Source organism: Isoalcanivorax pacificus W11-5 (assembly GCF_000299335.2).
Lineage (GTDB): Bacteria > Pseudomonadota > Gammaproteobacteria > Pseudomonadales > Alcanivoracaceae > Isoalcanivorax > Isoalcanivorax pacificus.
On sequence record NZ_CP004387.1, the window covers coordinates 2,127,436 to 2,148,189 of the forward strand.

The 20,754-nt window shown below is 61.3% G+C and carries 21 protein-coding genes and 1 tRNA gene; 9 read left to right on the forward strand and 13 right to left on the reverse strand.

The features are described 5' to 3' along the window. Nucleotides 1–48: 48 nt before the first annotated feature. The 6 genes from S7S_RS09630 to S7S_RS09655 all read right to left on the reverse strand — a co-directional run bounded on the left by S7S_RS09630 (nt 49) and on the right by S7S_RS09655 (nt 7,705). Nucleotides 49–1,995: a hypothetical protein gene (locus S7S_RS09630; protein WP_008735534.1), complete on the reverse strand. Its 1,947-nt coding sequence runs from the start codon at nt 1,993–1,995 to the stop codon at nt 49–51. Between the two features lie 147 nt (nt 1,996–2,142). Beyond that, nucleotides 2,143–3,036, reverse strand: a complete 894-nt coding sequence (locus S7S_RS09635; protein ID WP_008735532.1) for a hypothetical protein — start codon at nt 3,034–3,036, stop codon at nt 2,143–2,145. Then, complete coding sequence (locus S7S_RS09640; protein WP_035204061.1) at nt 3,036–4,703, reverse strand: OmpP1/FadL family transporter; 1,668 nt, start codon at nt 4,701–4,703, stop codon at nt 3,036–3,038. The genes S7S_RS09635 and S7S_RS09640 overlap by 1 nt, the downstream gene beginning before the upstream one ends. A 30-nt stretch (nt 4,704–4,733) precedes the next feature. After that, nucleotides 4,734–5,738 (reverse strand): hypothetical protein, encoded by a 1,005-nt coding sequence (locus S7S_RS09645; RefSeq protein ID WP_008735528.1) that lies wholly within the window; start codon nt 5,736–5,738, stop codon nt 4,734–4,736. Between the two features lie 94 nt (nt 5,739–5,832). Then, nucleotides 5,833–6,645, reverse strand: coding sequence for a C39 family peptidase (locus tag S7S_RS09650; protein ID WP_008735525.1), 813 nt, complete (start codon nt 6,643–6,645; stop codon nt 5,833–5,835). Nucleotides 6,646–6,874: 229 nt separating this feature from the next. Beyond that, nucleotides 6,875–7,705, reverse strand: coding sequence for a DUF6160 family protein (locus S7S_RS09655; RefSeq protein WP_008735523.1), 831 nt, complete (start codon nt 7,703–7,705; stop codon nt 6,875–6,877). Nucleotides 7,706–8,059: 354 nt separating this feature from the next. On the opposite strand from S7S_RS09655, the gene S7S_RS09660 reads away from it, so the two are divergent. Next, nucleotides 8,060–9,208, forward strand: coding sequence for an anthranilate synthase component I family protein (locus S7S_RS09660; RefSeq protein ID WP_008735521.1), 1,149 nt, complete (start codon nt 8,060–8,062; stop codon nt 9,206–9,208). A gap of 35 nt (nt 9,209–9,243) precedes the next feature. Here the strand turns inward: S7S_RS09660 and thrH are convergent, their stop codons facing one another. Then, nucleotides 9,244–9,861, reverse strand: a complete 618-nt coding sequence (gene thrH / locus S7S_RS09665; protein ID WP_008735519.1) for a bifunctional phosphoserine phosphatase/homoserine phosphotransferase ThrH — start codon at nt 9,859–9,861, stop codon at nt 9,244–9,246. Between the two features lie 181 nt (nt 9,862–10,042). Between thrH and S7S_RS09670 the strand changes: the two genes are divergently transcribed. Continuing rightward, nucleotides 10,043–10,768 (forward strand): phosphoadenylyl-sulfate reductase, encoded by a 726-nt coding sequence (locus tag S7S_RS09670; protein WP_008735517.1) that lies wholly within the window; start codon nt 10,043–10,045, stop codon nt 10,766–10,768. Nucleotides 10,769–10,825: 57 nt separating this feature from the next. Here the strand turns inward: S7S_RS09670 and cysB are convergent, their stop codons facing one another. Then, nucleotides 10,826–11,800 carry an HTH-type transcriptional regulator CysB gene (cysB, locus tag S7S_RS09675; protein ID WP_008735516.1) on the reverse strand — a complete coding sequence of 325 codons (975 nt, stop codon included), beginning with the start codon at nt 11,798–11,800 and terminating at the stop codon, nt 10,826–10,828. 64 nt (nt 11,801–11,864) lie between these two features. Then, nucleotides 11,865–12,785, reverse strand: a complete 921-nt coding sequence (locus tag S7S_RS09680; RefSeq protein ID WP_008735513.1) for a 5'-nucleotidase — start codon at nt 12,783–12,785, stop codon at nt 11,865–11,867. Nucleotides 12,786–13,060: 275 nt separating this feature from the next. Here S7S_RS09680 and S7S_RS19845 point away from each other — a divergent pair, with 275 nt between their 5' ends. Then, nucleotides 13,061–13,738 carry a hypothetical protein gene (locus S7S_RS19845; protein ID WP_008735511.1) on the forward strand — a complete coding sequence of 226 codons (678 nt, stop codon included), beginning with the start codon at nt 13,061–13,063 and terminating at the stop codon, nt 13,736–13,738. Nucleotides 13,739–13,810: 72 nt separating this feature from the next. Here S7S_RS19845 and S7S_RS09690 read toward each other — a convergent pair whose 3' ends face one another. Together S7S_RS09690 and S7S_RS19850 are read right to left on the reverse strand one after the other, a co-directional pair. After that, complete coding sequence (locus S7S_RS09690) at nt 13,811–14,485, reverse strand: hypothetical protein (RefSeq protein ID WP_144401636.1); 675 nt, start codon at nt 14,483–14,485, stop codon at nt 13,811–13,813. 109 nt (nt 14,486–14,594) lie between these two features. Next, nucleotides 14,595–15,032: a DUF2489 domain-containing protein gene (locus S7S_RS19850; RefSeq protein ID WP_008735507.1), complete on the reverse strand. Its 438-nt coding sequence runs from the start codon at nt 15,030–15,032 to the stop codon at nt 14,595–14,597. Nucleotides 15,033–15,234: 202 nt separating this feature from the next. On the opposite strand from S7S_RS19850, the gene S7S_RS09700 reads away from it, so the two are divergent. From S7S_RS09700 to mtnC, 5 genes are all read left to right on the forward strand, one after another. Continuing rightward, entirely contained in the window at nt 15,235–15,672 is a 438-nt protein-coding gene (locus S7S_RS09700) for a PGPGW domain-containing protein (protein ID WP_008735504.1), read from the forward strand. Between the two features lie 33 nt (nt 15,673–15,705). Next, nucleotides 15,706–16,743, forward strand: a complete 1,038-nt coding sequence (gene mtnA / locus S7S_RS09705; protein ID WP_008735502.1) for an S-methyl-5-thioribose-1-phosphate isomerase — start codon at nt 15,706–15,708, stop codon at nt 16,741–16,743. Nucleotides 16,744–16,761: 18 nt separating this feature from the next. Beyond that, nucleotides 16,762–17,406: a methylthioribulose 1-phosphate dehydratase gene (locus S7S_RS09710; protein WP_008735500.1), complete on the forward strand. Its 645-nt coding sequence runs from the start codon at nt 16,762–16,764 to the stop codon at nt 17,404–17,406. Between the two features lie 4 nt (nt 17,407–17,410). After that, nucleotides 17,411–17,956 (forward strand): 1,2-dihydroxy-3-keto-5-methylthiopentene dioxygenase, encoded by a 546-nt coding sequence (locus S7S_RS09715; RefSeq protein ID WP_008735497.1) that lies wholly within the window; start codon nt 17,411–17,413, stop codon nt 17,954–17,956. Nucleotides 17,957–18,175: 219 nt separating this feature from the next. Further along, nucleotides 18,176–18,643 (forward strand): acireductone synthase, encoded by a 468-nt coding sequence (gene mtnC / locus S7S_RS09720; protein WP_338010692.1) that lies wholly within the window; start codon nt 18,176–18,178, stop codon nt 18,641–18,643. Between the two features lie 20 nt (nt 18,644–18,663). On the opposite strand, the gene S7S_RS09725 is transcribed toward mtnC, so the two are convergent. Next, the gene (locus tag S7S_RS09725; RefSeq protein ID WP_052269235.1) at nt 18,664–19,800 is read right to left on the reverse strand and encodes a methyltransferase; all 1,137 of its coding nucleotides are present in this window, start codon (nt 19,798–19,800) and stop codon (nt 18,664–18,666) included. A 116-nt stretch (nt 19,801–19,916) separates the two neighbouring features. Between S7S_RS09725 and S7S_RS09730 the strand changes: the two genes are divergently transcribed. Then, nucleotides 19,917–19,993, forward strand: a tRNA-Pro gene (locus S7S_RS09730). A gap of 109 nt (nt 19,994–20,102) precedes the next feature. Here the strand turns inward: S7S_RS09730 and S7S_RS18860 are convergent. After that, a complete protein-coding gene (locus S7S_RS18860; protein ID WP_008735488.1) occupies nt 20,103–20,732 on the reverse strand; it encodes a TetR/AcrR family transcriptional regulator in 630 nt (209 codons plus the stop codon). Nucleotides 20,733–20,754: the final 22 nt, after the last annotated feature.

The following is a 20,754-nucleotide window of genomic DNA, read 5'->3' on the forward strand; positions in this document are numbered from 1 at the left end:
ACCGTCTCAGGGACGGGGTTTCAAGAGGATTGTTGACAATACACCCTGTCAGGGCGGGCAGGTCGACCCCAGATAGGTCAGGTCGACCGAGCCCTGGACGTAGGAGAGCAGTGTTTGGCTCTGGTCGTTGGTCATGGTTTCATCTTCGCCAAGGTCCAGATCGCGGTAGTACTTCACCGGCAGGAAGCGGTCTATCCATTGCGCGGCCACTTCATTGTCAAAGCTGTCATCGGAAAGCCGATACATTGGCCGATCCATTGGCGTCAGCGCTATCCGCCCCTGGATCTCGGTGCCAAACTGATACAGATTACTCATTTCAGCAGCATCGCTGGTCATCATGATCGCCACGTTGACACTGGTCGGCACGCCAGCGTCGGCGAAAGTACGGCTCACATAGCCAATCGGAAAGTCCGTTGCGCTGTTACCGCTCGGGCAAGCACCGTTCTGACCCGCGAAGATAATGGCATGCTCGCCTACGCGGCGGATTTCGATCAGCATCTCATCAAGTCCCGTGCCAGCGTTACCGCGTGGCGTATCGCGCACGAACGTGAAAGTGATCGGGTCGACTTCATCCTCGTCTACTTCGTACTCCTGCGGATAGTTGACCTTGTTTTTCTCAACGATGTCGGTGCACAACGTGTCATTCGATTGCTCGGCAGCGGTGCAGCCACGGCGCAACACCAGGCTGTAGAAACCGGTTGCTGCATCGAGTGCATCCTGATCAATGGAAGATGCCCCCACTCCGGAACGGGCCATTCGCATCGGCAGTCCCACCGGTGCAGGGTCCGGATCTTTCAACAGCATGTCTGCACTCGATGTGCCCAGAAAGCTACCGTTGATACGACCAAAATCTGTAGTTTCCAGCGTATAGGTCATGCCTGGCATATTCAGGCCGACATCAGTGCCGTTCTGGCCCTGCACCCCGTTATACAGAAAGTCGCCGAGCATACGGCCAGTCATCGTCAGGTTGGTGTTCACATCAGTGTTCATCAACCCTTGCATGGCCATATTCTGCAACGCCAGTTCGCTGTTCAGCCCTGCACCACGCTGGAAGGTGATCGTGTCCTGCTCGGTTTCTGCTTCTTCGGTACCGCCAGGGAAATAGGACAGCAGCACATTGACAAGCCCCAGCGCCTCACCGGTCGGCAATATCAAAAGCGACCCTTCCAGAGCGCCAATGTATTCGTCCGCCCGTTGTTTGTCGGTGCCGATCAGCTCCAGAATCGCCAGCTCGCTTTCCTGAAAAGCCATGGTGAAGAGGCCGGAGCGGGTCAGGTCCATGCCATAAGCCGTCCGCTGCGTCACCGTCGCTTCATCCGGGAATATATAGGTCACCGGCAGATCATCTTCCTCAGCCAGTGCTGTCAGCAGCGGCGTCCAGTCATCAGTGAAGTCTGTGTAGTCTTCCGTCTCCAGTGAGTTGCCCTGTACCAGCTCGGTATAGCGCATATTGATCAGGCCATCACGTCCCTGCAGCGCCGGATGGATTTCTACATCATCCGTGGCGGGATCACTGTCGAGTGCCAGCAGCAGCGCCGCGCGGTTGCGCACTCTGTCATCAGACGCCGGCAGGCGGCGCGCGGTATTCACGATATCCGCAACCGTCAGGCGGACAATGCCCCAGTTGGTGCCATCTTCACCCACCTGCGTCAGAATCGCGGTCTGCGGCAGCGCGGCACGCCCGATCAGCAATGAGTTACCCAGATACAGACCGTCACCCAGGAAGAAATCCACCGTATTCACGCCTTCAGGACACAGCGCAGCGCCAGCCGGCACGATACGACCGCCAATCTCCTGGGGCTCACCGGAGATACGGCTTACGGAGGTGCCGCAGCGATAACCGAGGTTGATGAACCGCGGGCCAACGAACTCCACCAGCACATCACCGGAGGGCTGTTCCTCACACAAGCCACCGGCCGGGCAGCCAGGCAGATCCACATCGGAGAAATCTTCCTTGCCGTTACACCCCGCCAGGACGGCCAGCAGCATCAGCATGCCGGTCCCTGGGAGAAAGCGCTTCATGTTTGTCATGATGGAGAGTCTCAATTGTTCTGTTTCGCTTGTGAGCGGGCACACTACCTGCCCTGCCCTGTGCGGTAAAGCCCTGTGCCGGTGGGCGTCCGGGCTGCGATGCCCGGTGGATCAATACCCTCTGACCACCACGCCGCCGTCAATGGCCAGCTCGCTGTCCGCTTCCGTGACCAGCCCTGGCAGGCCGCCGTCCGCGTAACCCAGGTAGACCACCAGGTAACGATGACCGGCCTCTCTGGGCAGAGTTCCGTCTATATAGGCATATCGGGCCCAGGTTTCCGGAAAACGGCGTGTGAAAACGTTGTCCACCTGCAATACCGGCACTCCCTGCTCATCCAGCAATAGCAGTTGCGGATGCAGATAACGGCCATGCTGTTTGAAACTCAGCACTCTGATCTCCGCCACTTCACGCCGCAACGTCAGCACCCGTGCCGGCACCTGACGCTGCCCGACCCGGATTTGCTGCGTCTGCCCGGTGTTGAACGTGAGCATGACCTCCTGCCCCGGCCGCAATGTCTCTGCGTCAGCCAGCAGTTCCCGGCAACAATCTGCCGCGACCGGCGTCACCGTCTCGATATAGCCTTCCTGAGCCTCGCCGCCCTCGCCAATCAGGTCATATCCCGGTCCGCGCGCCGCCTCCGCGCGGCGTGCGGCACCCAGATCAATCACTTGCCGGGTGATCTGGCCATCACCGTCCACATAAGTGACAAAACGTTCTTCCGTTTCGTCTGCCGGCGTTTCATCTGCCTGGGGGCTGGCCGACCCCGAATCAGGTACCGGCGCATCGCCGGAGACCTGCGCCAGGAGCCCTTCGTCGACACTCGCCGGCAGTGTATCGGCACGCGGGGTGTCGGCCTCAGGTGCTGGCGCCGATACCGGCAGTTGTCCGGTAATCAGATTGCCCTGATCGTCGACATAGGTATAGAAACCGCCACGCGAACCGGACGCCGTGCAACCCGCCGCGGCAAGCAGGGATAACAGCAGGAACACGGCCAGGCTACGCATCAGAAGCGCGTACGGAATGCCATGCCGAACATGGTGATGGACGCTTGTGTTTCGATATCCAGACCGGCATAGGGGTTGTAAACCAGGTTGTTGATCCCGGTACAGTTTGCCGCACAACTGCTGTTGGCGGGAATATCATCGCGGCTGCGCAGCGTCGCCACCGCCAGATCGATCTCGGTGTCCTTGTCCCAGCGATATCCCAGCCCGAGACTGTAGTAGCGCGCCTCATTGATCGGCACCAGCGGTGCACGCCGGTCATCGGGAATGGCCGAGGCCCTTGGCTCATAGCCTGCGCGCAGCGACAGACGATCCGTCAATGCATATTCGGCACCGAAGGCCAGATTCCAGGTGGATTGATACTGCAGCGGAAAGTAAAGGCTGGTGCTGGTTGACCCCGGCGAGAAAAGACGCGCCAGGGCCAGCGCCGCATTGGTCGAGTCAAACTGGAAGTTAAACGCGTCCCACTCGGCGTAGTCCACCCACACGGCATCAATATTGAGTTGCAGGCGCTCCGTCGGCTTGAACTTGATGCCGGTCTGGAAATGCGCCGGCATGGTCAGGTCCATGTTGATCAGCCCCGCATCCGTGGCACCAATCCGGCTCGGCAGCCCGAGTACGGCCAGCGCGATGGCGCCGGTGGGACTGCTGCCGACACCGTTGATGGTCTCCTGCGCTGCATTGGAATAGCTGATCTTGTAGCGCCCGCGCATGTGCACTTTGGTGGGTGCATGCCACACCGCGCCCCAGGCAAAGCGGTCGCTCGGTTCCCACAGGATGCCGAGGTTATAGGACGGGCTGAACCGCTGATCCATGGCCACGTCCATGGCCGCCAGGCTCTTGAACGGCCCCAGGCCTTCATTGGGCCGGCAGATACCGAACAGAATGATATCCAGTGCGAAATTCGACTCGCCCTTGAACGGCGCGCACAGGCTCTCGTCCACGATACGGGCAAAACCAAGCAGTTCGTTGGGCGAACGGAAATCTGTCTCGAGCGCCACTGCCTGGTACGAGAAACCGATCGAGGCCCCAATGGAAAGCTCGTCGTTGATCTGATAGCCCACTGAAGGCGACAGATAGGTAATACGGTTCAACGCCACACGGCGCCCCATGAAATTACCCGGGTCCCCTTCCTGGCGATAAAAGCCGGCCGCCATGGGCAGATAGGTCGCAGTGGCGAAGGTGAACTTGGACCCCGCCGGCTTGATCGAGAATGAGGGAATGGGCCCGGCCATCAGCGGGCCAGGCGGCAGGTCCACCACGTCATTCACGATCGGCACATACAGCGACACGCCTTCGATGGTGCTGGTGCTGGTGCGGAAGTTACGGCACACATCGGAGCCGTCGTTGGGCGCGTCGGCACACACTACCGGGTCGTCGGAAAAGCCGAACACGTTGTAGCCCGGCGGCGCACTGAAGCGGGACTCCACCGACATGTCCACGGCCAGAAACTGCAGATCCATGCGCCGGCCTTCAAGCTTGGCCAGGCCCGCCGGGTTGAAATGGATCGCCATGATGCCCGGAGGATCAGCGGTCACGGCATGCGCCATGCTCATGGCGCGCACATCAATACCGATGTTGGTGGCCAGCTGCGCCTGCGCCGGGCCGCACAGCGCCAGGGCCAGCCCCAGGCACCATCGACGCAGAAGCCGTAGATTATTGTTATTCATCTGCATACATCCGCCAGTTCCACAGCGTCATCAGGCCCCCGGTTTCAGGCCCGTTACATCGATCGGCAGGGAAATGCCCAGCAGCACATCCGGTGAGTCTTCGGTCAGGCCGAAGCCAAAGCTGATATTGATAATGCGGTTGCTGGAGGTACGCAGGCCCAGCGAGGTATTCAGCACGCTCGAGGTGGAATCCTCGGAATTGGCCACAATCTTCTCGCCACCCCGGTCAAACACAAAGTTGGAGACGAAGTTGTAGGACTGCTGATAGCTCGCAGACACCGACACTTCATAGGACAGCGCATAGGCCAGGCCCATGGAAAAACTGATCGAGTCGCCCGGCTCGACACGCTTGAGCAGGTCTGTACCCCGGCGCTGGTTCAGGCCGGTGGCATCGAACGCCATGGTGTAGCCGATGGACCCAAACAGCACGACCGGGTCGACAATCTTGCTCATGCTGACGCCGCCGCCGATGGAGTAATAGCCTTTGCCGCTGGAAAGTTCGGAATTGACGTTGATGTCGTACGGACTGTCACCGGTCGCAGTGGACAGCGTACCGAACAATGTGGTGTTGATACCGCCAGGGCGTACCGGGAACGGCTGATAGCGCAGACCGAAGGTCACATCGCCCAGCGCAGCGGAAGAGGCATCCTTCTGCGTATCGTATTTGTACTGCACGGGCAGCCGGGTATTGAACGTCAGGTTATTCCAGATACCGTAGTCCACGGACAATGCGGCACCAAAGGCGTGCTCGGCATCGTTTTCAATCCGGAAACGGTTGATATTGCCCGAAGACTCATCAATACCGATATCGATCGTGTCGTTGCGGAAATAGCTGTAGTCCCCCGCAAACACCACCGACAACTGTCCCGAGGGCAGCAGCGAGTACTGCTTTTCCGCCGCCTGAAACACTTCCTCCAGGTTGCTTTCCTCGGTCACATCGGTATCACGCTTCTGCAGCGCTTCGCGCGCCGCCTCGGCACTGTCTTCTTCCGGTTCCTGGGCAATTGCGGCGGCCCCTGGCACCAGGCAGACCATGCACAGCAGCGTCCGCCCTACCCATCCCCGAACATCAAGTGTACACAGCATCATTTGTTATTCTCATCAAAGAACATGAAGGAAATCCTGACGATTACTTCCTGCGGAAATAGGTCCGCGTTGGCACGTTGATCACGCGTTCGACGCCATCTTCATCGGTCGTCAGCACGGGCACCAGCGTGCTGGCCTTGTCGGCCCATTGCTCCATCGGCCGGGTGAACACCGGAAACTCCTGAAAAGCCATCCGATTGATGGTCTGCTCATCGATGTGGCGCAGATCGTAGTCGGTCAGTTCGAGGCCGTCCTGCGGTTCGAAACCGTTCGGAAACACGATGAACAATACGTTCTGGTCCCAGATTTCCTCGAACTTGCTCTCGGTGAAACTGATGTTCCCCAGCGCAGGATCGGCCACATACAGGTGACCGTCGCGCCATTCACGCAACACCACGAAATGTTTGAAGCCGCCATAGGAGATCGGCACGATGGCCGGGTGATCGAGGGTGCGGAGGTCTTTCATTTCGGCGCGGAAACCACCGCTGGGATGCCCCAGCGCCGTGGCAAGCCGGCGCATGTCGAGCAGGGAAAAACCACGCCGCTCGACGATCTTTTCCGTCTCGCCGAAACGCAGCAACCCTTCCATGATCTGCCGTTCTTCGAACTGTCGTCCCAGGTACTGGTTCAGTACCGTCGTCAGCGCAGCAGACCCACAGGAATAGTCATAGGCCTGGCGCACCACATTGCGGTAACGGAATTCGGAAACCGGTTTGGGGATGATGCCGCGCTCAATGACGGGGCCTTCATGGGTAGGATGCTCATAGTAGACGTAACCGCGGGGATAGTCTTCCACCACAGTTGCCTGATTGACGGCAAAGAAAATCAGTGCCACGCCCAGCACGGTTACCAGCATCGGAGATGCCCTTTTTATTATAGTGTCTTGTTATCGCTATGATCCGGCCCTGGCCGAATCCCACCCGGTTGAAAAATTCAGTGACCTGATACGCACTCTGATGAAGCGTTACAGGTTGTTGCATGGTAGCCCAGGAATGGGCGCCTATTGTTGGCTTTTTGTAACGGATGCAGCAAAACAAAGCCCGGCGCTCGCCGGGCCTTGCTGCCATCACCTGGATGAAGACTCGTTACTTGCCAGCCACTGTAATAGTAGTGCCCGACAGGCTCAAGCCATTGATGTACACATTACCAAGAGCGTTTCCGCCGCCAAGTACCAAGCTATCCACTGTCACACCTGCGATGGAACCATCAAGTGCGATACGCAGACCCGCCGGGTTATTCGTACCATCCTCAAGAGATACGGTGGTATCACTAATATCCAAATCGTCGATAAGGATCGAACTGGCAGCAATGGAGCCACCACCCGCAGCATCGTTCAGAGAGAAGTTGGTGATTGTTACATCGCCAATATTACCATTCGTGATGTTGATGAAGTTTTCCGCCCCATCACCAAGCTGAACCTGCAACTCCAAGCTAGCAATACTGATGTTCATGGAATCCAGGATAGCCGTCTGGGAGGGAGCAACACCCGCCAAAGCAGCAGTAGTGGAGTCAGCCGCTTGGTGAGTTGCAGAAGCTGCCTTGCCGGTGTCAATCACATAAATGTCACCGGTATCCAGAGACAAGCCAGCTACGTTCACATCGACTACCAGCACACCATTCGTAGAGTCACCAGCTGCATCAATCTCCAGACCGACAGTACCGGCAAGAGCCATGCCCCGGATCAAAATACCACCAGTCTGATCGAAAGTAGCCAAGCCGACTGGAGTAGCGTTTGTCAGGCCAGTCGTATCATCGATCAACACATTCATGGTCTGGTTCAAACCAAGAGTAATGCTGATACCGTCCTGACCCGTCACCCCGGAGAGCGCCGCATCGTCCATAGCCTGCATGGCAAAACCAGTAGCAGGCAGAGTGGCGATAGCGGAGACGAGAGCGAGTTTCCTGAAAACTTTCATTTATTATCTCCTACGCGTGCACACGCTTATTATTTTCTTGTAGTGCTGACCCGACCTTTTTGGTGGCTGGTATCAGTCAGGCCTCACCTTAACATTCCATATACAAAACCATCAATAACCGTTACGAACGTTCACTGAGCGTTCATATGCTCACAAAGCAATGAAAGATAAAGGGTTTTTATCGGCCTACGAAAATCGCCCCAGCGCCCCGACAGGCGCCGTTCGTCGCTTCGCCGGATGTCACGTTACACAATGTAACGCACGAGCGTGCCTGCATCACAATTCGGCCATTGTCGCGACGGACGTGCCGGGACGTTACACTCTGCGCCCGCCACCGGTGTTACCGAGAGCTGCATGACCCACACCTCCGCCCCCTTCCCACTGGCAGCCTTTCACGATGGCCAGAGCTGGCGACTGTGCCATCAGCCCGCCAGGACGCTGACGGTCGCGATAACCGATCGGGATGATTTGCAGGCATTGCCGGCGCAGGTAAACCAATGGCTTGCGGCAGGCCCGGACCGCCTGGCTGTGGGCTTGATCAGCTACGAAGCGGCCGCCCTGCTGCACCATCCGGACTGCACCCACGCATCGCCCCTGCCTGCTGCGGTCGTTCATCTTTATACGGACACACCAGCCAGCGCTCCCCTCCCCCCGGCTGCTCACGACGACTCTTTCAGGCTGACCACGCCCTTTGCGCCGGACTGGTCCCGAGCGGGATATCTTGCCGCGCTGGAGCGCATCCAGGCCTACCTGCGCGCTGGAGACTGCTATCAGGTGAATCTGGCCCAGCGATTCAGCAGTCGCTTTACCGGCCATCCCTGGAATGCCTGGCGGGCACTGGTAGCGGCCCATCCAGCCCCGCACGCCTGCTACTTCGACTACGGCGAGGGGGCTGTTTTCGGCGTTTCACCAGAGCGCTTTCTCTCCGTGCGTGGCCGCACTGTCGTGACGGAACCCATCAAGGGCAGCCAGCCCCGGGGACGAACGCCCGAGGAAGATGACTTTCTGGGTGACCTGCTGTTGCGCAGCGACAAGGACCGAGCTGAAAACCTGATGATCGTCGACCTGCTGCGCAATGACCTCGGGCAGTTATGCGAGCCAGGCAGCATCGAAGCCGAACCGTTATTCCAGCTCAGGCGCTTTTCCAACGTACAGCATCTGGTTTCCACCGTGCGGGGCACACTGCGCACCGGGATCAGCCCGCTGGAGGCCCTGCTGGCCTGCTTTCCCGGCGGCTCCATCACGGGGGCACCGAAGCGACGCGCGATGGAGATCATCCGTGAACTGGAGCCCGGCCCGCGCGGCTTCTATTGCGGCAGTCTGTTCTGGCAACGCAGCAACGGGGCGTTTGATTCCAGCATCCTCATCCGCACCTTGCAGGCGCGGAACGGTCAACTGGTGTGCCATGGCGGCGGCGGCATCGTGCACGATTCTGATCCCGCTCAGGAATACGCGGAGAGCCTGTTCAAGGTGGAAAAGCTGATGGCGGCGCTGGAGCGCTGAACCGGCTGTGGCACAGCCGGCCCAGTGCCCGGACCTTACAGCGACAGGTCGCGCACGCTGGCCTTGAGGATTTCCTGCTTCAGATCTTCGTAGGTGTGTACAGCGGGGAACTGCGGGAATTCATCTATCACATTCTGCGGCGCATGGAACAGGATACCTGCATCCGCTTCGGCCAGCATGGTGGTGTCATTGTAGGAATCCCCGGCGGCAATGACGCGATACTGCAAGCCGTGAAACGCCTGTACCGACATGCGCTTCGGATCTTTCTGGCGCAGTCTGTAATCGGTGATGCGCCCTGCCTCATTCACTTCCAGGCGGTGGCACAGCAGCGTCGGCCAGCCCAGTTGCCGCATCAGCGGCTGGGCAAACTCGTAGAAGGTATCGGAGAGGATCACCACCTGGAAACGCTCGCGCAGCCAGTCCACGAACTCGCGCGCGCCCTCCATGGGGCCCATCTCGTTAATCACCGCCTGGATATCCGGCAGGCCATAACCGTGCTCGTCGAGAATGCGCAGGCGCTGCTTCATCAGCACATCGTAATCCGGGATATCACGGGTTGTGGCACGCAGGGCCTCGATGCCGGTGCGCTCGGCGAAATTGATCCAGATTTCCGGTACCAGTACACCTTCCAGATCAAGACAGACGATTTCCACGATATCCCCCAGGGTGGCAGTAATTGATTGGGCGGCGCCAATGTAGCCGCCCGCCCCGGCCAATGCAACGGCCCGGCCCGGTGTGGTCCGGCCGGCATAACCTTAGAACCAGACCGTAGTTCAGCCTGGCCAGCCACGCTGATAGACTGGCCAGCCCCGATCAAGACCCGCAAGGACCACCATGACCCTGACCGAACAGGACATCCGGCAATGGGACCAGGCACTGCAACAGGCCACGCCACGCAAGCTGCTGGAGGAGGCGTTCAGCCGCTTCGACAATATCGCCATCTCCTTCAGCGGCGCCGAGGACGTGGTGCTGATTGACCTCGCCGTCCGCCTGCGGCCCGATGTACGCGTCTTCACCCTGGATACCGGTCGCCTGCACGCAGAGACTTACCGCTTCCTGGATCAGGTCCGTGAGCGCTACAAGGTCGACATTGAGGTGATGTTCCCGCAGGCCGAGGCAGTCCAGAAACTGGTCACCGAAAAGGGCCTGTTCAGCTTCTACCGGGATACCCATCACGAGTGCTGCGGGATCCGCAAAGTGGAGCCACTGAAACGCAAGCTGGCCACCCTGGACGCCTGGATCACCGGACAGCGCAAGGACCAGTCCCCGACCCGCACCGACATTCCCCTGGTACAACTGGATACCGGGCTGGCCGCACCGGGCCGGCAACTGGTGAAGTTCAATCCGCTGGCAAACTGGTCATCCGGGCGCGTGTGGGACTATATCCGCGGCAATGAGCTGCCCTACAACAGCCTGCACGAACGCGGTTTCGTCTCCATCGGTTGCGAACCCTGCACCCGCCCCGTGCTGCCCAACCAGCATGAGCGCGAGGGGCGCTGGTGGTGGGAAGAGGCAACCCAGAAAGAGTGTGGCCTGCACGCGGTGAACATACACGACTGATCCGCGATAACGGCACAGACAGCAGGGGAAACGGGGCACGACAGTGCCCCGCTCTTCTTACAGCACCGGCAACTCGATATCTGCAAACAGCGCTTCCACTTCGTCGCGGCTATGGCAGGACAGCGCGCTGTCCACCAGCTCACGGGTCAGATGCGGCGCAAATTGCCGGATGAACTCGTACATGAAGCCCCGTAAAAACGTCCCCTTGCGGAAACCGATACGGGTGGTGCTCGGCTCGAACAGGTGGCTGGCATCCAGCTTGACCAGCCCTTTGTCCTGCTCCGGGTCCAGCGCCATGTGCGCGATAATCCCGACGCCCATGCCGAGGCGCACATAGGTCTTGATGACGTCGGCATCGGCGGCGGTGAAGACCACTCTCGGTGTCAGGCCCCGGCTGCGGAATGCCTCGTCCAGTTTGCTGCGCCCGGTGAAGCCGAAGGTATAGGTGACCAGCGGATGCTCGGCCAGGGTATCCAGCGTCAGCGTCTTCACCTTCGTCAGCGGATGCCCCTGGGGCACCACCACGGTCCGGTTCCAGCGATAGCAGGGCATCATGATCAGGTCAGAGAACAGGTCCAGCGCCTCGGTGGCAATGGCGAAATCCACCGTCCCGTTGGCCGCCATCTCCGAAATCTGCATCGGCGTGCCCTGATGCATGTGCAGGGACACGTCCGGAAAACGCTCGGTGAATGCGCGAATCACTGGCGGCAGCGCATAGCGCGCCTGTGTATGGGTGGTGGCTATACTCAGCTCACCCCGTGTCTCGTCCCGGAATTCATGCGCGACACGCTTGATGGATTCCACCTGCTGCAGAATCTCGCCGGCCAGACGCAGGATCGCCTGTCCGGCAGGCGTGACATGGGTGAGGTGCTTCCCGGAACGGGCGAAGATATCCACCCCCAGCTCGTCCTCAAGCATCCGAATCTGCTTGCTGATGCCGGGCTGGGAGGTATAGAGCGCCTGCGCCGTGGCGGAAACATTCAGGTCGTGCCGGGCCACTTCCCAGGCATATCGCAGTTGCTGAAGTTTCATGTCGCACACCAGTTATAAGAACTGGCCCAAGTATGCTACCTGCGCATAAAAGATGCCATGGGGGCTAGCGCTTGGCCGGCACCTTGGGCTCATTACTGATCCCATGTGGCACATGCCCGGCCGCCACATGGCGGGCGGCGGATTCACAGTGGCCCTGCTGGTCGTCAAAGAACACATCCGCAGCAAAGGCATCCAGGAACGCGCCCTTGTCCAGCCCGCCCAGGAACAGGCTCTCGTCGATCCGGATATCCCAGGCCCGCAACGTGCGCACCACCCGCTCGTGGGCCGGCGCCGAACGGGCCGTCACCAGGGCGGTGCGGATCGGGCTGTTGTCAGGGTCGAACTCGCTTTGCAGCTTGTGCAACGCCGCCAGAAAGCCCTTGAAGGGACCGCCCGACAGCGGCTCCCGCGCCGCGCGCCGCTCGTTCTCGGTGAAAGCCTCAAGACCGGATTCCTGAAAGATGCGTTCGGAATCATCCGAGAACAGCACCGCGTCGCCGTCAAAGGCGATGCGCAACTGGCCGTCATCACGGCTGCTGGTGCCGCCGGACAGAATGGTTGCGGCCGCGTAGCCGGCGTTGAGCGCCTCACGCACATCATCCTGGTCGGTGGACAGGAACAAGTGCGCACCAAAGGCCGACACGTAACGGTGCGGGCTGTGCCCACCGGCGAAGGCCGCGCGGGTAATGGGGAGCTGATAGTACTCAATGGAGTTGAACACCCGCAGGCCGGTGTCCGAGCTATTGCGTGACAGCAGTATCACTTCCACGCGCGGCTCACCGCCGGCCCTTTCGTTGATCTTGAGGAGCTTGCGCACCAGCGGAAAGGCATCCCCCGGCTCCAGCACTTCGTCTTCATGGGTAATCTGATAGGCCTGATAGGCTTCCAGGCCCTCATTTTCATAGACACGATGGCTGTCAGACAGGTTGAACAGCGCTCGCGAGCTGATCGCCACCACCAGCTTTCCTGCAAAACTTACCGGCATCGTCAGTGTTCCTGGCAGAAAGAGTTTCGCGACTGGCCACGACACGCACCAGACAAGTGCAATGGGGCCGCCTTTTTGCCCGGCGCCACCGGCCCGTGCACCAGGGGCGGCCCGTCGGCATTTGCCGCCGGGCGGATATGTTGTAGGCCCGGAATTTCTGGCATAAAGTTGCGAACATGTTATCGGGTGCAGAGGCCCTGCCCCGGTTTCCGTCAACCAGCTTCGCCGATACGTGACGCGAAGTCACCTGCAACCCAGGGGAAAGGGAGTCATCCATGGCCGCAAAGAAGGTAAAAGACCGGGTAGAAGAGTTGCAAGAGCAGATCCGCAAGCTGGCTGAGCGCTTCGATCAGGAGCGCGAAAAACAGATCGCAGCCCTGGAGCAGCAGCTCGAGAAAGCACGCGAGCGCGTCTCTGTCGAAATCAAGCGCCAGCGTGAAAACCTGGGCAACTTCGAGAAACTGCAGACGGAATACCGTGACAAGGCCAACGCCAACCTGAAGAAACAGGTTGAGCGTGCCCGCAAGACCGTGGAAGAGACCCGCCAGCGGGTCAATGATTCCGAAACCCGCCGCATGCTGCTGGAAGCCGAAGTCAAGGTGCTGAAGGCAACTGCCAAGCAGGCCAACAGCCTGGCCAAGGTAATCAGCCAGTACGAGAAAGACCTGGAAAAGCGCGCGCGCGAAATCGAGAAGAAGGTCAAACCCGCGGTGAAGAAGGCAGCCGCCAGCAAAGCCCCTGCGAAAAAGGCCCCGGCCAGAAAAGCCAAGGCCGCCGTGAAGAAACCCGCGGCGAAGAAGGCGGCTGCCAGCAAACCGGCGGCCAAAAAAGCTCCGGCAAAGCCGGCAAAGAAAGCACCGACAAAGAAAGCACCAGCCAAAAAAGCCCCGGCGAAAAAGGCGCCAGCGAAGAAAGCCGCGGCCCCGACCAGCACACCGCAAGACAACGGCTGATCGCTCCACGCGATTCGTCGACGAACAAAGGGGCCGCAAGGCCCCTTTGTTTTTCCCGCCCGCCCTGTCTGGTCAGGCTGGCGTCAGCAGCATGCCACTGAAATGACGCACCACCGGCTCCTTGTGCGGGCGCCCCAGCGCAGGCAAGCCTTTTTCCACCGCCATATAGGCCGCTTTCTGGATGGTCTTGCGGGCCGTGGCCACCACGCCCCGGTTGAATGCGTTGAGCTTCACACAGCCCACCAGGCCATCGAAGTAATGGCGCAGTGCGTCGTCACACAGACGGCACATGACCGTGACCAGATCACGGGAATAACCGCTCTCGCCCGACAGATATCCCTCGAACACCCGTTGCAGCTCGGCACCGCCGTCACCGTCCAGCGGGAACGCCAGGTACAGGCGGCCCTCACGCTCGATGGTCAGGCTACGGAAATGCGCGGCCAGCGCCTGCTGCTCCGCCGGGCCAGCCTTGCCGACCAGATTGCGCACCAGGGCCCGGGCCGCCTTGTTGATGATCTTCACGCCACCCTGCACCATCGTCGCGACACCGCCCTGCACCCCGACAGCCTCGATCGGCCCGTCAAAGAATGCGGCCAGCAGATCGTTCAGGAAATCGTCCAGCAACACGTTCAGCAACGCACTCTGATCGGCGACCGGCGACGCCGCCGCCTCACGCAGGAACTGGTCAAGACGCTCATGCAACGCATCAGACGCGGGAAACGCCACACGCACGGGCTGGCTACTCATGGGATACTCCGAAAGACTGAATTAGGCAGGCCCGGCATTGTAACCAGCCGTTCGTCGGAGCCGTTGACCGGGAAGAAACTGCGTCACGGCGATAAAGCCGATGACAGGCTCACCGCCAGCGCGGCAAGGCCTCCAGAAGACGGCGGGCCGCGTTCGTCACGGCCTCGCCCTGCTCTGCCTCAAGCGCCTCGCGCTGCCGGTCCTGCGCACGCCGTTCCGGCCGGGGCAGCGCCTGCCGCCGCGCGCCGATCGCCAGGGATGACGCGGCCTCCGCCAGACGGTGAATAGCTGCCAGGTCCACCGGCTGCGCCGGCGACACCACCAGCAGGTCCAGCAATGCCGACAGACGCAGCGCGCCCTCGGTGACATTCACCTGTTGCTGCACCACCGCACGCGCCAATACCTCAAGTTGATCGACCAGCATGCCCTGCCGCGCCTGTGTCTGCGCCAGCCGTCGCTGCTGCCGGTGCCAGACACGGCGCCACAACCAGGCGGCATAAAGCGCCAGGCCCAGCACCACCAACAGCGCCACTATCCACCAGATCATCCGCGCGCTTCTCCCAGGGGTTGTGTCACAGGACGTTGAAGGGTGTAAAAAAACGGGAGCAGTCCAAACATCCGCCGCCCCGGCGTGGTCCGAGTGTAACAACGTCACGCCAGCGCCACGCAGACGGCGCAGACTGACCGTCGTGCCGCGCGTTGATTTTCGCCTGACGCGCCGCCATTGTAACGGCTTTAAGGAGAAGGGTGTGCTTGCTGCACTGGAACAGACGCTGACACCGCTGTGGGAGATCGTCGAGCCATGGATGCCGGCGCTGGTGGGCCTGGGCATTGTCATGGCGATTGCCTCCACCTTCGCCATTCCCTGGCTGATCGTGCGCATGCCCGCCGACTATTTCACCACCCGGCGCAAACCGGACATCGACCGGGGCCTGATCGCGACACTGGTGTGGTTGCTGCGCAATGCACTCGCCATATTGCTGGTGCTGGCAGGCATGGTGATGCTGGTGCTGCCCGGCCAGGGCCTGCTGACGATCCTGATCGGCGTCGGCATCAGCACCTTCCCGGGGAAATACCGTCTGGAACGCGCTATCATGCGCCGCTCTGCGGTGTTCCGCAGCGCCAACTGGATCCGCCGCCGGGCGAACCGGGCACCGCTGGACTATCCGGCCGCAGACAATCACTGAACAGCACACTGACAACACACTGACGGAGACGCCGTGGAGCTCACAGCCCTGCGCTGGCGGGACGACCGCCTGGAACTGCTTGACCAACGCCTGCTGCCTGCGGAAACCCGCTGGCTGACGCTGCAGACCGCCGCCGAGGTCGCGGCCGCGATTCACGACATGGTCGTGCGGGGCGCGCCGGCGATCGGTATCAGCGCCGCCTACGGCGTGGTGCTTGCTGCGCAGGAGCTTGGCAACACCGCGTCGGCTGATCAACTGGCCCCCGCCGTCAGCACACTCGCCGCAAGCCGTCCCACCGCCGTCAACCTGTTCTGGGCGCTGGAGCGCATGCAACGCACCATGGCGGGCCTGCACGGCGCGGCGCTGATCGAGGCGCTGACCCGCGAGGCGCTGCGCATCCACGAGGATGACCGTGCCATGAACCACCGCCTGGCCAGCTTCGGCGTGCCGTTGCTGCCGGAAAACGGCCGTATTTACACCCATTGCAATACCGGCGCACTGGCCACGGGCGGCCATGGCACGGCCCTCGGCGTGCTTCGCTCTGCCTGGGCCGCCGGTCGTATCCGTGGCGTGATTGCCGGCGAAACGCGCCCCTGGATGCAGGGCAGCCGCCTGACCAGCTGGGAGCTGATGCAGGATGGCGTGCCGGTGACACTGGTGGCCGATTCCAGCGCCGGGCATCTGATGCAGCGCGGTGAAGTACAGGCGGTGATCGTCGGCGCGGATCGCATCACGGCAAACGGTGACACCGCCAACAAGATCGGCACCTACGCCCTTGCCGTGCTGGCCAGGCACCACGGCATTCCGTTCTACGTTGCCGCGCCGCTCTCCACCATCGACCCGGCACTGGCAAGCGGCGACAGCATCGTGATCGAAGAGCGCGACGGCAATGAAATACGCTGCATCCAGGGCAAGCCGATTGCCCCGGCAGAGGTGCCTGTCTTCAATCCGGCGTTCGACGTCACCCCCGGCGAGCTGATCACCGCCATCATCACCGAGCACGGCGTGATCCGGCATCCCGGCACAGACACCATGGCGGCGCATCTGGCCACCGTGAACGACGACCACTGACCTGCCCAGGCGAGACTCATGACGATTTCATCCGCCCGTCCCTGGTCCCCGGCGCGCTTCCGCGAAGCGGCACGCGAAATCGCCGCAACCGGGCAACGCATCTATGGCAACGGCTGGTCACCCGCGACCAGCAGCAATTATTCCCTGCGCCTGAACGCCGACTACTGCGCGGTGACGGTGTCCGGCCGCGACAAGGGCCAGCTCACCGAAACCGATGTGATGGTGGTGGACATGGCCAACCAGCCGGCGTCTGTCGGCAAGCCCTCCGCCGAGACGGGCTTGCATACCCAGCTCTATCGCCGGCTGCCGCAGGCGCAGGCCGTGCTGCATACGCACTCGCCGGCCAGCACCGTATTGACCATGCACTACCCCCATGAAAACATCCTGCGGCTGGAAGGCTATGAACTGCTCAAAGCCTTTTCCGGCATCACCACCCATGAAAGCCGGCTCGATATCCCGGTGTTCGACAATACCCAGGACATCGACGCGCTGGCGCGCGATGTGGACCAGGCCATGGCCGACGGGCAGATCACCCACGCCTACCTGATTCGCGGCCACGGCGTCTACACCTGGGCGGAATCCATGGCCGCCTGCTACCGGCAGCTTGAAGCCCTGGAATTTCTGTTCGCTGTCGAAGTACAGCGACGTCAGTTGAGGAACTGAAACCATGAGCAGCATCCGAGTCTACGCCGACCAGGCACCGCAGGAAGCCCTGCAGCAGAGCAATGACCACGCCACCATCGCCGGCATTCTTGACCAGGCCGGCGTGCGCTTCGAGCGCTGGGCAGCCAGCCAGCCGGTCGCACCTGGTGCCAGCCAGGACGAGGTGATCAGCGCTTACCGTGCCGACATCGATCGCCTGATCAACGAAGAGGGCTACCAGACCGTGGACGTGGTCAGCCTCAATTCGGATCACCCGGACAAGGCCGCGCTGCGGCAGAAGTTCCTCGACGAACACCGCCACGGCGAAGACGAAGTACGCTTCTTTGTCGCCGGCGCCGGGCTGTTCAGTCTGCATATCGGTGACAAGGTGTATGAAGTGCTGTGCGAACAGGGTGACCTGATTTCCGTGCCGGCCAACACGCCGCACTGGTTCGACATGGGCCCCAATCCGCACTTCGTCGCCATCCGCCTGTTCAATAATCCGGATGGCTGGGTCGCCCACTTCACCGGCAGCGACATCGCCGGCCGCTTCAACCGTCTGGAAAACTGACGCGCAAATGATCAAGGCGATTCTCACTGATATCGAAGGCACCACCAGCAGCATTTCCTTCGTCAAGGACGTGCTGTTCCCGTATGCCGCACGCGCGCTGCCCGGTTTTCTCCACGAGCACTGGGCCAGCGCTGCGGTGCAGGAACAGGTGCACGCCCTGCGCGCGCAGACCGGCGACGCCCTGCCCGATGCCGAGGCCGTCAACGCACTGCTGCAGGAATGGATACAGCAGGACCGCAAGGACACGCCGCTGAAGGCACACAGGGGATTATCTGGCGCGCGGGCTATGAGCGCGGGGACTATCAGGCGCACATGTACCCGGAGGTGGCTGCCCGGTTACGCGCCTGGCGTGACCAGGGTCTGCGCCTGTTTGTCTATTCTTCGGGATCGATTGCCGCCCAGAAGCTGTTTTTCGGCTACAGTGACGCTGGCGACCTGACACCGCTGTTCGAGAATTACTTCGACACCACCTCTGGCCACAAGCAGGACACGACAAGCTATCGTCGCATTACCGATGCCATCGGTTTGCCGGCGCACGACATTCTGTTTCTCTCCGATATCGTCGCTGAACTGGACGCCGCCCGCACCGCCGGGCTGCACACCACGCTGCTGGATCGCGATGGCCTGGCGCCGGAAAGTGATCATCCCCGTGTGACGCGTTTCGATGAGATTGTGTTGCCGGCATAGTGCTGGGCATGGCGGGGAGCCTACCGCTCCACCGCCCCGCCAGCGCTGACAATGCTGAACTTGTCCGAGTCCGCCACCCGCGACACCTGCCGGAAATAACGCTTCAGCAACCCGCCATAACCAAGATGCCGATTGCCGATCACCCGCAATTCCCCCTGCGGCGCAAGACGGCGCGCCACCTGCCTGAACAGCATCCTTGCCATACTGTCGTCCACGGCATGGCCACGGTGGAACGGCGGGTTCAGCAACACCAGATCAAACTGCCCATCGCATCCGGCCAGCCCGTTGCCAAGATGAAACGCCGTATCGGCGGAGCCAGCGTAACGCGCGGCGTTTTCACGTGCGCTTTCCAGCGCCTGCCAGGACTCGTCGCAGAACACCACCTGCGCTGCCGGATTGCGCGCCGCCGCCACCAGCCCGATCACGCCATTGCCACACCCCAGGTCGGCGATGCGCCCGCTGACACCGGACGGCACATGCTGCATGAAAAAGCGGGCGCCGACGTCCAGCTGGTCCTGCGCGAACACGCCGGCACGTACCGTCAGCTCCCAGTCAAAACCGGGCACCGCAACGCTGCCGGGATAAGGCGGTGCCGGGACGGCCGCCCCGGTGATCCGCCCGGTCAGGCCATGCGCCTTGTACTGGCCGCGCAACAGATCAATATCGCCGAGGTAGCGCCTTACCAGCGCCAGCAGATTGCCTGGCAGGTGCTTGTCCATCCAGGCCAGCGCCACCGGGGTGCCGGCCGGCAGTTCCGTCGCCAGGCGCCAGAGCTGGTACTCCAGCAGCGCCAGTTGCTTTGGTACCCGCACCAGCACCCGCGCAGGCTGCGCCGGCCAGGGCTGGTCCGGCCAGCACCAGCGTTGCTCATCGAACGTCAGGCCGTTGTCTGCGGCATTGGCCAGCAATGCCGCACGCGCCAGCCAGGAATCCCCGGACACCACGCAACCCGGCAGCAGCAACGCCAGTGCCCCGCAGGTATCGTTGAGCACCAGTGCCGGGCCAGCGGCAGCCGTATCCGGCAGGTCCAGCAGATACAGGTCCGCGCCGTCCCAGGCGCGCAGTGTTTCGCTGCGCTGGCGCGGCCAGCGACGCACCGTCACGGCACCACGCGCATGCGCAAGCATTGTCTCGGGAAATGTGTGCAATCGGCTCATGGCGCGCATTATGCCTGCACTCGCACGCCCTGCCTCCCCGGCATGGCGAAAAAAGCAGCGGTCGGGCAATTGCCTCTGGTAATCCCGGTTTTTTTTGTTAGAATGCGCCCCACTTTCGGAGTATAGCTCAGCCTGGTAGAGCACTACGTTCGGGACGTAGGGGTCGCAGGTTCAAATCCTGCTACTCCGACCAGATACCACCGCCCTTCCCGATTGCATCCGCAAGGGGCAGTATCAAGAAGCCGCAACCCATTAACCGGGCTGCGGCTTTTCTTTGGGCAGTGGGTAGTGCCGCCAGCAATTCAAGCCGGTTTGCCAAACGCTCGGATAAACGTATCCAGACCCTCATGCACGCGTTTCTCCAGCTCCGCCCGCGATGGCGGTCCGCTCTGCTGGAAGACAAGCGCCTCGTGCAAGGCACCGCGCCACATACCGATGAGTTGTTCTGCGGCGACGACGCTGTCCGGGACGCTTAACAGCCGCCGTTGATCGAGCCGTTGCAGCAACGCAGCAAGCCGCTCGATAGTGGCCAGCGGCCCCTGCCGGTACAGCATTTGCCGCACCTCGTCGGGAACGCCGACGGTGGAGGAGAGAATACGATAAAGCAGCAAGCAATCTTCACTGCACAGAAACTCCAGCAGGCCCATGCCGAACGCTGCCAATGAGCGCCGCACACCTGGCGTGTCGTCCAGCGGCAAGTGCAGGGACGAGAACAGCGATTGCTGCACGTCGTCAATAATGGCCTGAATCAACGCATCGCGATTGGCGTAATAGGCATAGACCGTGACTTTCGAAACCTCCGCGTCACGCGCTACCGCCTCCATCGTCATGCCCTGTGGCCCGGCACGAAAAAACAACGCGCGTGCCGCCTCGAAGATTGCGGCCTGCTTTGCTGGATCGCTAGGGCGCCCCCGCGCCACTTTGACTGTCATCAGACACTCCTGTGATACCACC

What these genes read in the sequence shown, in the direction of transcription:
- S7S_RS09630 (WP_008735534.1), bottom strand. Translation starts at nt 1,995, where the DNA reads ATGCTGATGCTGCTGGCCGTCCTGGCGGGGTGTAACGGCAAGGAAGAT.
- S7S_RS09635 (WP_008735532.1), bottom strand. Translation starts at nt 3,036, where the DNA reads ATGCGTAGCCTGGCCGTGTTCCTGCTGTTATCCCTGCTTGCCGCGGCG.
- S7S_RS09640 (WP_035204061.1), bottom strand. Translation starts at nt 4,703, where the DNA reads ATGAATAACAATAATCTACGGCTTCTGCGTCGATGGTGCCTGGGGCTG.
- S7S_RS09645 (WP_008735528.1), bottom strand. Translation starts at nt 5,738, where the DNA reads ATGGTCTGCCTGGTGCCAGGGGCCGCCGCAATTGCCCAGGAACCGGAA.
- S7S_RS09650 (WP_008735525.1), bottom strand. Translation starts at nt 6,645, where the DNA reads ATGCTGGTAACCGTGCTGGGCGTGGCACTGATTTTCTTTGCCGTCAAT.
- S7S_RS09655 (WP_008735523.1), bottom strand. Translation starts at nt 7,705, where the DNA reads ATGAAAGTTTTCAGGAAACTCGCTCTCGTCTCCGCTATCGCCACTCTG.
- S7S_RS09660 (WP_008735521.1), top strand. Translation starts at nt 8,060, where the DNA reads ATGACCCACACCTCCGCCCCCTTCCCACTGGCAGCCTTTCACGATGGC.
- S7S_RS09670 (WP_008735517.1), top strand. Translation starts at nt 10,043, where the DNA reads ATGACCCTGACCGAACAGGACATCCGGCAATGGGACCAGGCACTGCAA.
- cysB (WP_008735516.1), bottom strand. Translation starts at nt 11,800, where the DNA reads ATGAAACTTCAGCAACTGCGATATGCCTGGGAAGTGGCCCGGCACGAC.
- S7S_RS09680 (WP_008735513.1), bottom strand. Translation starts at nt 12,785, where the DNA reads ATGCCGGTAAGTTTTGCAGGAAAGCTGGTGGTGGCGATCAGCTCGCGA.
- S7S_RS19845 (WP_008735511.1), top strand. Translation starts at nt 13,061, where the DNA reads ATGGCCGCAAAGAAGGTAAAAGACCGGGTAGAAGAGTTGCAAGAGCAG.
- S7S_RS09690 (WP_144401636.1), bottom strand. Translation starts at nt 14,485, where the DNA reads ATGAGTAGCCAGCCCGTGCGTGTGGCGTTTCCCGCGTCTGATGCGTTG.
- S7S_RS19850 (WP_008735507.1), bottom strand. Translation starts at nt 15,032, where the DNA reads ATGATCTGGTGGATAGTGGCGCTGTTGGTGGTGCTGGGCCTGGCGCTT.
- S7S_RS09710 (WP_008735500.1), top strand. Translation starts at nt 16,762, where the DNA reads ATGACGATTTCATCCGCCCGTCCCTGGTCCCCGGCGCGCTTCCGCGAA.
- S7S_RS09715 (WP_008735497.1), top strand. Translation starts at nt 17,411, where the DNA reads ATGAGCAGCATCCGAGTCTACGCCGACCAGGCACCGCAGGAAGCCCTG.
- mtnC (WP_338010692.1), top strand. Translation starts at nt 18,176, where the DNA reads ATGGATACAGCAGGACCGCAAGGACACGCCGCTGAAGGCACACAGGGG.
- S7S_RS09725 (WP_052269235.1), bottom strand. Translation starts at nt 19,800, where the DNA reads ATGAGCCGATTGCACACATTTCCCGAGACAATGCTTGCGCATGCGCGT.
- S7S_RS18860 (WP_008735488.1), bottom strand. Translation starts at nt 20,732, where the DNA reads ATGACAGTCAAAGTGGCGCGGGGGCGCCCTAGCGATCCAGCAAAGCAG.